Origin of the sequence: Rhodococcus sp. ENV425, from assembly GCF_002887785.1 — a bacterium.
Classification (GTDB): Bacteria; Actinomycetota; Actinomycetes; order Mycobacteriales; family Mycobacteriaceae; genus Rhodococcus; species Rhodococcus aetherivorans.
Genome location: NZ_PCZU01000207.1, coordinates 29,657 through 42,223, shown reverse-complemented (window position 1 = coordinate 42,223; position 12,567 = coordinate 29,657). Strand labels below are relative to the sequence as shown.

Below are 12,567 nucleotides of genomic sequence, written 5' to 3'. Positions count from 1 at the left end.
GAGTTCGGCCGCGAGAGTCCGCAGCTCGGCCAGCACCATGCCGGAGAGACCGGCGCCACGCCGCCCACCGGCACGCGGTGCAGTCTGTGCAGGATCGGTGGCCTGCGCTCCCGCGGACGAATCCGTGGTATCGAGAACAGGCGTAGCGATCAGGTCCGTATCTGTCACGGAGATCCTTTCCTTCCCTCACTCGCGCCACGCAGAGTCGAGGGTTCGTTCCGCAGATCTTGCGTCGATCTGGGATTGCCGTACGTGTTCACGGATCGAACGGTCGGCACGTCCGCCATCACGCCATCCTCCGGCAGGTGCGGTCGGTCCATCTCCCCGAAACGAGGTCAGGTGAGGATCGATCCAGGATCGATCGCCCCGATGGATCTGGAGTGAATGCCCTGGAAAAGCCAGCGACTGAAACGCACGACGTGCGGACTAAGCACAGAATAGCGACGAACTGTACGTTGAGCAAGAAGAAGCCCCCGGGCGCGTCGCCCGGGGGTTCGCGCCCGACTCGAGAGGTTCGGGCTCGCTCACACGACCTGCACGCCGTCCGCGACGTCGAGTTCGAGCACGGTCATGTCGTCGGCCTCCGCGGCCGCGCGCAGGTCCGCGGGGAACGACTCGGTCGTGAGGGCGAGGACCGTGGGGCCGGCACCGGAGACCGCGGCGGGAATGCCCGCCGCGCGCAGGGCGGCGATCCACTTGGTGGTCAGCGGCAGGGCCGGGGCGCGCTGCGCCTGGTGCAGCAGGTCCTCCGTCGCCGGCATCAGCAGGTCCGGCCGCTCGGTGAGGGCGACGACGGCCAGCGCCGCGCGGCTGACGTTGAACGCCGCGTCGCGGTGCGGCACCAGATCGGGGAGCAGCCCGCGGGTGTGCGCGGTGGACGAGCGCGACGACGGCACCAGCACGACGACCCGGATCGCCGGGTGGACCGTGAGGGGCACCGCGCGGTAGGTGCGCTGTTCGTCGCCGACGACCGACTCGCTCCACGACACGACCGCGCCGCCGAGGATGCTGGCGGAGGCATTGTCCGGGTGGCCCTCGAATTCGGAGGCGAGCTGGACGAGCTGCGCCTCGTCGAGCACGCGCTCCGGAGCCACCTTGCGCACCAGCCCGTTGGCGGCCGCCAGGCCTCCGACGACCGCCGAGGCCGAGGAGCCGAGGCCGCGCGAGTGCGGAATAACGTTGCGGCACAACACGTCCAGGCCGTCGGCCCACACTCCGGCGGCCTCGAGGCCACGCTCGACCGCCCGCACCACCAGGTGCGACGGTCCCCACGGCACCTCTTCGGCGCCCTCGCCCTCGACGCGCACCTCGAGGCCCGATGCGGTTGTGGTGACCGTGATCTCGTCGTACAACCCGACGGCCAGCCCGAGCGAATCGAAACCGGGGCCCAGATTCGCGCTCGAGGCCGGGACCCGGGCGGTCACGGAGATCCCTACGGGCAGCGTCTGCGTCATGTCGTCTTTCCCAACGGAGGAGGGCGCGGCGGTCACTAGGCCAGCTCGAGCGCCGCGGCCACAGCGACCGGATCGACCGGGATCGGCTCCACCTGCGGCATCCCGAGCAGCGCCGTGTCGGGATCCTTCAGGCCGTTGCCGGTGACGGTGCACACGACCTTCAGCCCGGAATCGAGCCAGCCCTCCTTGCGGGCGGCGAGCAGACCGGCGATCGACGCGGCGGACGCCGGTTCGACGAACACGCCTTCGGTGGCGGCGACGAGCCGGTACGCCTCGAGGATCTCCTCGTCGGTGGCCGCCCGGAACGCGCCGCCGGACTCCTCCTTGGCGGTCATCGCCCCGTTCCACGACGCCGGGGCGCCGATGCGGATGGCGGTGGCGATGGTCTCGGGGTCCTTGACGGGGGCGCCGTGCACCAGCGGTGCCGCGCCCGCGGCCTGGACGCCGAGCATGCGCGGCTTGCGGGTGGTGAGGCCGTCCGCGAAGTACTCGGTGTAGCCGCGCCAGTAGGCGGTGATGTTGCCGGCGTTGCCGACGGGCAGCACGTGCACGTCGGGGGCGTCGCCGAGCGCGTCGGCGATCTCGAACGCCGCCGTCTTCTGCCCCTCGATGCGCACGGGGTTGACGGAGTTCACCAGCCCGATGGTGGGGAACTCGGCGGTGGTCTTGCGGGCGAGCTCGAGACAGTCGTCGAAGTTGCCCTGGACCTGGATGATCTTCGCGCCGTACATGACCGCCTGGGCCAGCTTGCCCATCGCGATCTTGCCGTCCGGCACGAGCACCGCGCAGCCCATGCCGGCCTTGACGGCGTATGCGGCCGCCGAGGCGGAGGTGTTGCCGGTGGAGGCGCACAGCACGGCCTGCTGGCCGCGGGCGAGGGCGTCGGTGACGGCCATCGTCATGCCGCGGTCCTTGAACGAGCCGGTCGGGTTCAGGCCCTCGACCTTCAGGTGCACCTCGCAACCGGTCAGTTCCGACAGGTGCGCCGCGGGCAGCAGCGGGGTGCCGCCCTCGCGGAGGGTGATGGTCTTCCAGTTTTCGCCGATCGGGAGCCGGTCACGGTACGCCTCGATCAGACCCGGCCACGGGGTGTGCACGGGGGTGGCGGTGTTCTTCTCGGGCGCGCTCATTCGGCGGATCCCTCCAGTCTCAGGACGCTGGTCACAGCGATCACGGATTCGAGTTGGTCGAGCGCTGCGACGGTGTCCGACAGCGCCTTGTCGGTGGCGCAATGGGTCAGCACCACCAGGCGGGCTCCGTCGCCGGCGCCCTCCTGGCGCACGGCGGCGATGCTCACGTCCCGCTTGGCGAACTCCGCGGCCACCGCCGAGAGCACGCCGGCCCGGTCCGCGACCTGCAGGTTGACGTAGTAGCGGGTGACGATGTCGCTCATCGGGGCGATCTCGAGGTCGGCGTACCGTGATTCGCGCGGGCCCCGGCCCCCGTGCACCCGGTTGCGGGCGGCCATCACGAGGTCGCCCATCACCGCGGAGGCGGTGGGCGAACCGCCGGCACCCTGGCCGTAGAACATCAGACGGCCCGATGCCTCGGCCTCGACGACGACCGCGTTGAACGCACCGTTGACGGCGGCGAGGGGATGCTCGCGCGGCACCAAGGCCGGATAGACGCGCGCCGAGACCCGGTCCTTGCCGTCGGTGGTGATCCGCTCGCAGATGGCCAGTAGCTTGACGGTGCAGTTCAGCGCCCGCGCGGTGGTCAGGTCGGCGGCGGTGATCTTCGAGATGCCCTCGCGGTAGACGTCGCCGGCGGTGACGCGGGTGTGGAAGGCGATCGAGGCCAGGATCGCAGCCTTGGACGCGGCGTCGAAGCCCTCGACGTCGGCCGTCGGGTCGGCCTCGGCGTATCCGAGCCGGACCGCCTCGGCGAGGGTCTCGGCGTAGTCGGCGCCGGTCTCGTCCATGGCCGAGAGGATGTAGTTGGTGGTGCCGTTGACGATGCCGAGGACCCGGTTCACCTTGTCACCGGCGAGGGACTGGGTGAGGGGCCGGATGACCGGGATGGCGCCGGCGACGGCCGCCTCGAAGTACAGGTCCACGCGCTTGGCCTCGGCGGCCTCGGCGAGCTCGCCCGTGTACTCCGCGAGCAGGGCCTTGTTGGCGGTGACCACGGATTTGCCCGAGTCCAGGGCCGTGCGGACGAGCTTGCGCGGCAGTTCGATGCCGCCGATGACCTCCACCACGATGTCGACGTCGTCGCGGGCGATCAGGCCCTCGGCGTCCGTGGTGAGCAGGTCCTGCGGGATGCCGCGGTCGTCGCGGACGGTGCGCACGGCCACGCCCCGCAGCTCGAGCGGCGCGCCGATGCGCGCCTCGAGATCGGTGGCATCGTCGCGGATGATGCGCACGACCTCGGCTCCGACGGTGCCGTGCCCGAGCACAGCCACACCGATCGGGCGCTGCCCCGGTTCGTTGGTCACCGCTTCGGTCGTCACTCCGTAACCTCCAAGCTGAGCAGATCTTCCACGGTTTCCCGACGCAGGACGACGCGGGCGGCGCCGTCCTTGACCGCCACGACGGCGGGCCGGGGCAGCAGGTTGTACCTGCTGGACATCGAGTAGCAGTATGCACCGGTCGCGGCGACGGCCAACAGGTCGCCGGCTTCGAGGTCGGCGGGCATCCAGGCGTCGCGGATGACGATGTCGCCGCTCTCGCAGTGCTTGCCGACGACGCGGGACACGACGGGCTCCGCGTCGCTGGACCGCGACACCAGGCGGGCCTCGTACTCGGCCTGGTACAGGGAGGTGCGGATGTTGTCGCTCATGCCGCCGTCGACGCTGATGTAGCGGCGTGCCTGGTGAGCCCCCACCGCGACGTCCTTGATGGTGCCCACCTCGTAGAGGGTCACGGTGCCGGGGCCGGCGATCGCGCGTCCGGGCTCGACCGCGAGCGTCGGCTCGGGCAGGCCGGCGAGTGCGGACTCGGTCTGCACGATGTGCCGCAGCTTGGCAGCGAGTTCCTCCACGGGCGGCGGGTCGTCGCTGGGCACGTAGGAGATGCCGAGGCCGCCGCCGAGGTCGACGATGTTCATCTGCGCGGTCTTGTCGACGCCGAATTCGTGGACGGCATCGCGCAGCAGGCCGATGACCCGGTGCGCGGCGAGCTCGACCCCGTCGACGTCGAAGATCTGCGAGCCGATGTGGCTGTGCAGGCCGACCAGGCGCAGGTGATCGCTCGCGAACACCTTGCGGACCGCGGCCATGGCCACCCCGCCGGCCAGGGACAGCCCGAACTTCTGGTCCTCGTGCGCGGTGGAGATGAACTCGTGGGTGTGCGCCTCGACGCCGACCGTGACGCGGATCAGCACGTCCTGCACGACGTCGAGTTCGGCGGCGACCGCGTCGAGCAGGTCGATCTCCGACATGGAGTCCAGGACGATGTGCCCGACGCCTGCGGCGACGGCGGTCCGCAGCTCGGCCACGGACTTGTTGTTGCCGTGCATGGCGATCTTCCCCGCCGGGAAGCCGGCGCGCAGCGCGACGGCGAGCTCACCGCCGGTCGAGACGTCGAGGGACAGGCCCTCCTGCTCGACCCAGCGCGCGATCTCGGTGCACAGGAACGCCTTCGACGCGTAGTGCACCTTCGCGCCCGGCCCGAACGCGGCCGCGATGTCCCGGCACCGGGAGCGGAAGTCGTCCTCGTCGACGACGAAGAGCGGGGTGCCGTATCTCTCCGCGAGTTCGGTGACGGGCACGCCGGCGATCGTCACGACGCCGTCGTCGCCGCGCCGCGCGTTGCGGGGCCACACGTTCGGGTGCAGCAGGTTCAGCTCGCCGGCGTTCGCGGGCCGCTCGGTCAGGCCCGGTGCGTGCGGGATCTCGGCGTGCCGGGGACCGGCGGGGTGCGCGTTCACATCCGCTCCGGGGCGCTCACGCCGAGCAGTCCGAGCCCGTTGGCCAGCACCTGACGGGTCGCCGCGCACAGCGCGAGCCGCGCCGCGTGCAGCGGGCCGGGCTCCTCGTCGCCCTGCGGCAGGATGCGGCAGGAGTCGTAGAAGCGGTGGTAGGTGCCGGCGAGTTCCTCGAGGTACCGCGCGACGCGGTGCGGTTCCCGCAGTTCGGCGGCCTTGGCGAGGACGCGCGGGTACTCGCCGATCGTGCGGATCAGGTCGCCCTCGCGCTCGTGGGTGAGCAGGGCCAGGTCGGCGTTCTCGGCGCCGAGACCGAGCTCGGCGGTGTTCTCGGCGCCGAGACCGAGCTCGGCGGCGCCCCGGGCGATGGACGAGAGCCGGGCGTGCGCGTACTGGACGTAGTAGACCGGGTTCTCGTTGGTGGTGCTGGCCCACAGCTCGAGGTCGATGTCGATGCTCTGGTCCACCGACGAGCGCACCAGCGCGTAGCGGGCGGCGTCCACGCCGATCGCCTCGACGAGGTCGTCGAGGGTGATGACCGTGCCGGCGCGCTTGCTCATCTTCACGGCGACCCCGCCGCGCACGAGGTTGACCATCTGCCCGATCATCACCTCGACGGTGTCCGGGTCGTCGCCGAACGCGGCGGCCGCGGCCTTGAGCCGGCCGATGTAGCCGTGGTGGTCCGCGCCGAGCATGTAGATGCACAGGTCGAAGCCGCGCGACCGCTTGTCCTGGAAGTAGGCGATGTCACCGGCGATGTAGGCGGCGTTGCCGTCGCTCTTGATGACGACGCGGTCCTTGTCGTCGCCGAAGTCGGTGCTCTTGAGCCACCACGCGCCGTCCTGGTGGTACAGGCTCCCGGAGGTCTTGAGTGTCTCGACGGCCTTCTCCACGGCGCCGGACTCGAACAGGGAGTTCTCGTGGAAGTACACGTCGAAGTCGACACCGAACTCGTGCAGGGTGCGCTTGATGTGCGCGAACATCAGTTCGACGCCGATCGAGCGGAACACCTCGTGCCGCTCCTCTTCGGGCAGCGCGAGCGCGTCCGGGCGCTGCTGCAGCACGGCCTGCGCGATGTCGGCGATGTACGCGCCGGCGTAGCCGTCCTCCGGCGCGGGCTGCCCCTGTGCCGCGGCGATCAACGAGCGCGTGAACCGGTCGATCTGGGCGCCGTGGTCGTTGAAGTAGTACTCGCGGGTGACGTCGCCGCCCTGCGTGGTGAGGATCCGGCCGAGGGCGTCGCCGACCGCGGCCCAGCGGGTGCCGCCGAGGTGGATGGGCCCCGTGGGGTTCGCGGAGACGAACTCGAGGTTGATGCGGGTTCCGGCCAGCGCGTCCGAGTTGCCGTACGCGGCGCCCTCGGTGAGCACCTGGGCGACGATCGCGCCCTGGGCGTCGGCGGCGAGGCGGATGTTCAGGAAGCCCGGGCCGGCCACCTCGGCGGACTCGATGCCGTCGGCGGCGGTGAGGGCCTCGGCGAGCCAGCCCGCGAGTTCCCGCGGGTTGACGCCGGCCCTCTTCGCGACCTGCATCGCGACGTTGGTCGCGTAGTCGCCGTGCTCCGGGTTGCGCGGCCGCTCGACCGTCAGGGTCTCGGGCAGGACGGACACGTCGAGGTCGCGCTCGGCGAGCACCCTCGCAGCGGTTCCGTGGAGCAATTCGGCAAGGTCGGCAGGAGTCACGGGTCTCTATCCTATTGGCTCCGTCCCACCCGGCGTGACGCCGGTCCGGCCTGTTGTCGCGGTCACGGCCCGCCCGCCGCGGGGATGCCTGCCCGCCGCCCGCCCGTAGAGTTGACAGAGCACGCGCGGACCGAGCGTCGTGCGCCCTCTGTTGTCCATCCGTCGAAAGAGCACCCAACGATGCCCAGCGGTTCGGTAAGTGGCGGTTCCGGCAAGAAGTCCGGTGCCAAGTCTGCGAAGGCGATCAAGGCCTCCCAGAAGAAGAGCGGCGGTCGCGGCCTGCCCAAGCAGCGGCAGATTCCGTGGCTTCTGATCGGCGGCGTGGTCGCGGTGGTCGCGCTGGTCGCGGTCATCGCCGCCAGCATCATCCCGAAGTACCAGGACTCCCAGGCGCTCGCGGAGTGGACGCCGTCCGAGTCGAATCAGGACCCGTCGACTGCGATCGAGGGGGTCGTGACGGTCGACTACCCCGCCGGTCAGCACATCGGGTCCACGCAGCGCGTCGCGTACGACCAGAGCCCGCCGTTCGGCGGGCCGCACGACGCGATCTGGGCCACGTGCACCGGCACCGTGTACCCGGAGGCGATCCGCACCGAGAACGCCGTGCACTCGCTCGAGCACGGCGCGGTGTGGATCACGTACAACCCCGACCTGGTCGACCAGGCGGGCGTCGACGCGCTCGCGGCGAAGGTGGACGGCAAGTCCTACCTGATGATGTCGCCGTACCCGGGCCTCGACGCTCCGATCGCCCTGCAGTCGTGGGGGCATCAGCTGAAGGTGGACGCCGCCGACGACGAGCGGATCGACCACTTCATCGCGTCGCTGCGGCTGAACCGCTACGCCTACCCGGAGGTCGGCGCGAGCTGCTCCACGCTGCCCGGCTCGTACGACCCGAGCAATCCGCCGCCGTTCGATCCCTCCGCCCCCGGTCCGGACGCGGTGCCGATGGACGGCGGCACGGTGGACGGCACCGAGCAGGTGCCGGCCGACATGCAGGCCCCGGCGGGGAGCTGACGTGACGCACGATTCCGCTCCCACCGCCCAGGGGACTCCCACCCCCCAGGAGACGGGCCGACGCAGGGCGCTGCTGATCCTCGGTCTCGTCGCCGCCGTCGCGATCGGTTTCCTGCTCGGGTTCCTCGCCCGCATCCCGCTCGAGGACTCGCCGCCGGCGACGCCGGCCGCCGGCTCCGTCGACGTGGGATTCGCCCAGGACATGACCGTCCACCACAGCCAGGCGATCGAGATGGCCACCGTCGCGTTGACGGTGTCGGGCGACCAGCGGGTGCGCAACCTCGCGTACGACATCCTCACCACCCAGCAGAACCAGGTCGGGCAGATGCAGGGCTGGCTGTCGCTGTGGGGGCAGCCGCTGCTGCCCACCGGTGACTACATGACGTGGATGACCGAGGAGTCCGGCCACGACCACGGGAGCACGAGCCACTCCGACGGCGGCGGCGCCGGCCGGATGCCCGGCATGGCGACGTCCGAGGACCTGGCGAACCTGCGCCGCGCCACCGGCCCGGAACTCGACGTGCTGTTCCTGCAGCTGATGCTGCGCCACCACGAGGGCGGGCTGCCGATGATGGAGTACGGCGCGCAGTACGCGGGCCAGCCGGCGGTACGGACCCTGGCGCAGACGATGGTCGACACCCAGACCACCGAGTCGGAACTCATGACGTCGATGCTGGCGGAGCGGGGCGCGCAGCCGCTGCCGATGAACTGACCGACCGGACCCGCGGACGGGGGACGGCCCACCGGGCCGTCCCCCGTCGGTGTGTACCGTCCGAGTCCCCCGTCGGTGTCTACCGTCCGGCCCGGCCCCACTCCCAGTCGCGGATGTCGGGCATGTCCTCCCCGTGGGTGCGGATGAACTGGTGGTGCTCGACCAGCCGGTTCTTCAGGTGCTCGCGCGCGTACGCGGAGATCGGATGCAGACGGGGCACCCGGTCGACGACGTCCATGGCGAGGTCGAACCGGTCGATCTGGTTGAGCACGCACATGTCGAACGGCGTGGTGGTGGTGCCCTCCTCCTTGTACCCGCGCACATGGATGTTGTCGTGGTTGGTTCGCCGGTACGTCAGGCGGTGGATCAGCCACGGGTAGCCGTGGTAGGCGAAGATCACCGGCTTGTCCGTGGTGAACAGCGAGTCGAATTCGCGGTCCGACAGTCCGTGCGGATGCTCCGTGTGGTCCTGCAGCCGCATCAGATCCACGACGTTCACGACGCGGATCTTCAGGTCGGGGAACCATTCGAGCAGGATCTCCACGGCGGCGAGGGTTTCCATGGTGGGCACGTCGCCGGCGCAGCCGAGCACCACGTCGGGTTCGGCCCCCTTGTCGGTACCCGCCCAGTCCCAGATCCCGATTCCCTTGGTGCAGTGCACGATTGCCGCATCCATGTCGAGGTACTGCAGTTGCGGTTGCTTGCCGGCGACGATCACGTTGACGTACTGCCGGGTGCGCAGGCAGTGGTCGGCCACCGACAGCAGGGTGTTCGCGTCCGGCGGCAGGTACACGCGGATGACGTCGGCCTTCTTGTTGACCACGTGGTCGATGAAGCCCGGGTCCTGGTGCGAGAAGCCGTTGTGGTCCTGCCGCCACACGTGCGAGGTGAGCAGGTAGTTCAGCGACGGGATCGGCCGGCGCCAGTCGATGCCGTTGGTGGTGCGCAGCCACTTGGCGTGCTGGTTGAACATCGAGTCGACGATGTGGACGAAGGCCTCGTAGCAGGAGAAGAAGCCGTGCCGGCCGGTCAGCAGATAGCCCTCGAGCCAGCCCTGGCAGGTGTGCTCGGACAGGATCTCCATCACCCGCCCGTCGGGGGCGAGCCGGTCGTCGGTGGGCAGGATGCGGGCGTTCCAGGTGCGTGCGGTGGCCTCGAGGACGGGACCGAGCCGGTTGGAGTTGTTCTCGTCCGGGGAGAACACACGGAAGGTGGTCGCGTTCTCGCGCATGACGTCGCGCAGGAAGGTACCGAGCACGCGGGTCGATTCGACGCTGCCGGTACCGGGCGCCTCGACCGGCACGGCGTAGTCGCGGAAGTCCGGCAACGCCAGGTCTCGTACGAGCGGCCCGCCGTTGGCATGGGGGTTGGCGCTCATCCGCCGCTCCCCCGCCGGGTGCAGGTCGCGGATCGCGGGCACGGGGGCACCGTGGTCGTCGAACAGTTCCTCGGGCCGGTAACTGCGCAGCCACTCCTCGAGAATCTTGCGGTGGCTTTCGTCGTCGCGGGCATTGGCGAAGGGCACCTGGTGCGAGCGCCAGTACCCTTCGACCGGGAGACCGTCGACCTCCTTCGGTCCGGTCCAGCCCTTCGGGGAACGCAGCACGATCATCGGCCAGCGCGGTCGCTCGGTGACCCCGTCGCGGCGGGCGCGGCGCCGGATCTCGAGGATCGCATCGACGCAGTGGTCCAGGGCCGCCGCGAACGCCTGGTGCATGCGCTCGGGATCGGAGCCCTCGACGAATACCGGATCGTGGCCGTAGCCGCGGAGCAGGTGCTCGAGTTCCTCGTGTTCGATGCGGGCGAGGACGGTCGGATTGGCGATCTTGTACCCGTTCAGGTGCAGGATCGGCAGCACGGCGCCGTCCCGGCGCGGGTCGACGAACTTGGTGGAGTGCCAGCTGGTGGCCAGCGGGCCGGTCTCGGCCTCGCCGTCGCCCACCACGGCAGCGACGATCAGGTCCGGGTTGTCGAACGCGGCCCCGTAGGCGTGCGACAGGGCGTACCCGAGCTCGCCGCCCTCGTGGATGGATCCGGGCGTCTCGGGGGCGACGTGGCTGGGAATCCCCCCGGGGAACGAGAACTGGGTGAACAGCCGCGCCATGCCGTCCGCGTCGCGGGAGATGTCCGGATAGATCTCGCTGTAGGTGCCCTCGAGCCAGGCTGCGGCGACCGGCCCGGGCCCGCCGTGGCCGGGGCCCATCACGTACATCATGTCCAGCTCGCGGGCGACGATGGCCCGGTTGAGGTGGGCGTAGACGAAGTTCAGCCCCGGGGTGGTGCCCCAGTGTCCGAGCAGCCGGGGCTTGATGTGCTCGGGACGCAACGGCTCGCGCAGCAGGGGGTTGCCCATGAGGTAGATCTGCCCCACCGACAGGTAGTTCGCGGCTCGCCACCAGGTGTCGAGCGCGGCGAGCTCCTCGGAGCTCAGCGGTCCGGTCCGAGTTGCCGTGTCGGATTCTGCGTCCACGTACGGTCCTCTCCTGCGGGTGCGGTGTGGTCCGGTCTCGGGTTCGAGCCTGCCCCGGGCGGGTGGCCCACGCCGGCCGTTCCGGGAAACACTCGCCGAAGAGTTCCTCCCGGACGGCGCATCCGTGCCTGCCGGATACCCGACGAGCGCCGGAGAAACCCCCTCCGACCAGGCGATGTGGCGTATCGCCGACAATGCGCTACGCTAACTCCCGCCCCACCGAGCAACCGGTGGAGTCCGGAACGCCCTCGTAGCTCAGGGGATAGAGCGCTTGCCTCCGGAGCAAGAAGTCGCAGGTTCGAATCCTGCCGAGGGCACCACGGGAACGGCCCCGCGTCGCAGTGCGACGCGGGGCCGTTCCCGTTCTGCGGCCCGGACCTGGCGCAGAGCGGCAGGACGTTGAGACCAGGTGTTGTGAAACGCGGACTCGTCACGAAGCAGGATGTGCGCATCGTCCACGCCCAGAGATTCTGTGTTCATCGTCCGATGTCACCGACTGCCGCCCCGTGCGAGAACCCGTACAGCATCAGCGCCACCGCGCTGAGCAGTGACACCGCCGCGGTGACGAGAGCAGCGACCCCAGACCGAGGGCGGGTATCGCGGCACCGGCGTGCTGCGACCGAGCTGAGGGCTCCCACGACCAGGCAGGCTGTGAACGCCGCACCGGCGCGCTCGGGTACCAGCTCGGCGGTCCAGACCGCGAGCACCGCGGATCCTGTCATGTACCCCATGCCGAAGATGCCCGTCGAGGGTGCGGTCGTGGCTACGGAGCCACCGGCCAGCCCGAGCAGCACCAGCGCCGCACCGACCGTTGCGAGGCACAGCGCGGCGACCCGGACGCTGCCCAGTCGCTGCGCGAGGGTTCCGGTCGCCACCCCCACCATGCCGGTGAGACCGAGGGCCGCGTAGAGAGCCGGGACGGCCGCCGCCGGGAAGGTGCCGCTGTCCAGGACGTCGGCGGCATAGGTGAAGTAGACGACCACGACCGCGAAGTAGACAACGGAGTAGGCTGCCGGGACCCGAAGCGCTGCCACCAGCGAGGAGGCACCGGCTCGCCCCTCCGGACGTGGGGCCGACCCGGTCCGCGGCACCAGGCGCAGGTTCACGAGTGCGGCGGCCACGGCAGCGAGGGCGATGCCGACCCACACCAGGCGCCACGAGCCCACCGCAGCCAGGACGGCCAGCGCGCCCAGCAGCACCAGTCCGCCGCTGGTGCCGGTGGTGATGATCGCCAACGCTCGGGGCTGCTGCCGCGAGGGCACCGATCGGGTCACGATGTCGGAGTAAGGCGCCCAGACCCAGCCACCGGCGCTGCCGGCCAAAACGACACCGACGGCAAGCAGCCCCGGGGACTGCGCGAAAGTCACG

9 protein-coding genes and 1 tRNA gene are annotated in these 12,567 nt (G+C 70.5%); 3 read left to right on the top strand and 7 right to left on the bottom strand.

Going from position 1 to position 12,567, the window contains the following annotated elements; genetic code table 11:
- Positions 1 to 524 precede the first annotated feature (524 nt).
- Genes thrB through argS form a run of 5 tightly spaced genes read right to left on the bottom strand, consistent with a single transcriptional unit; the run spans position 525 to position 7,003 of the window.
- On the bottom strand, positions 525 to 1,454 hold the full coding sequence (gene thrB / locus CQZ88_RS17225) for a homoserine kinase (protein WP_029542933.1): 930 nt from the start codon (positions 1,452 to 1,454) through the stop codon (positions 525 to 527).
- A 35-nt stretch (positions 1,455 to 1,489) separates the two neighbouring features.
- A complete protein-coding gene (gene thrC / locus CQZ88_RS17220; protein ID WP_006944382.1) occupies positions 1,490 to 2,584 on the bottom strand; it encodes a threonine synthase in 1,095 nt (364 codons plus the stop codon).
- Positions 2,581 to 3,906 (bottom strand): homoserine dehydrogenase, encoded by a 1,326-nt coding sequence (locus CQZ88_RS17215; protein ID WP_006944383.1) that lies wholly within the window; start codon positions 3,904 to 3,906, stop codon positions 2,581 to 2,583. The genes thrC and CQZ88_RS17215 overlap by 4 nt, the downstream gene beginning before the upstream one ends.
- The gene (gene lysA / locus CQZ88_RS17210) at positions 3,903 to 5,324 is read right to left on the bottom strand and encodes a diaminopimelate decarboxylase (RefSeq protein WP_102800082.1); all 1,422 of its coding nucleotides are present in this window, start codon (positions 5,322 to 5,324) and stop codon (positions 3,903 to 3,905) included. The genes CQZ88_RS17215 and lysA overlap by 4 nt, the downstream gene beginning before the upstream one ends.
- Complete coding sequence (gene argS, locus CQZ88_RS17205; protein ID WP_102800081.1) at positions 5,321 to 7,003, bottom strand: arginine--tRNA ligase; 1,683 nt, start codon at positions 7,001 to 7,003, stop codon at positions 5,321 to 5,323. Before argS ends, lysA begins: the two co-directional genes overlap by 4 nt.
- Before the next feature lie 180 nt (positions 7,004 to 7,183).
- On the opposite strand from argS, the gene CQZ88_RS17200 reads away from it, so the two are divergent.
- Both CQZ88_RS17200 and CQZ88_RS17195 read left to right on the top strand, forming a co-directional pair.
- Entirely contained in the window at positions 7,184 to 8,017 is an 834-nt protein-coding gene (locus CQZ88_RS17200; protein WP_102800080.1) for a DUF3105 domain-containing protein, read from the top strand.
- A 1-nt stretch (position 8,018) separates the two neighbouring features.
- On the top strand, positions 8,019 to 8,729 hold the full coding sequence (locus CQZ88_RS17195) for a DUF305 domain-containing protein (RefSeq protein ID WP_006944391.1): 711 nt from the start codon (positions 8,019 to 8,021) through the stop codon (positions 8,727 to 8,729).
- Between the two features lie 79 nt (positions 8,730 to 8,808).
- On the opposite strand, the gene CQZ88_RS17190 is transcribed toward CQZ88_RS17195, so the two are convergent.
- Positions 8,809 to 11,199 (bottom strand): phosphoketolase, encoded by a 2,391-nt coding sequence (locus CQZ88_RS17190; RefSeq protein WP_102800079.1) that lies wholly within the window; start codon positions 11,197 to 11,199, stop codon positions 8,809 to 8,811.
- 244 nt (positions 11,200 to 11,443) lie between these two features.
- On the opposite strand from CQZ88_RS17190, the gene CQZ88_RS17185 reads away from it, so the two are divergent.
- Positions 11,444 to 11,519, top strand: a tRNA-Arg gene (locus CQZ88_RS17185).
- A 156-nt stretch (positions 11,520 to 11,675) separates the two neighbouring features.
- Here the strand turns inward: CQZ88_RS17185 and CQZ88_RS17180 are convergent.
- Positions 11,676 to 12,567 (bottom strand): MFS transporter (locus tag CQZ88_RS17180; RefSeq protein ID WP_258008640.1); only part of this gene is annotated, 892 nt, incomplete at its 5' end.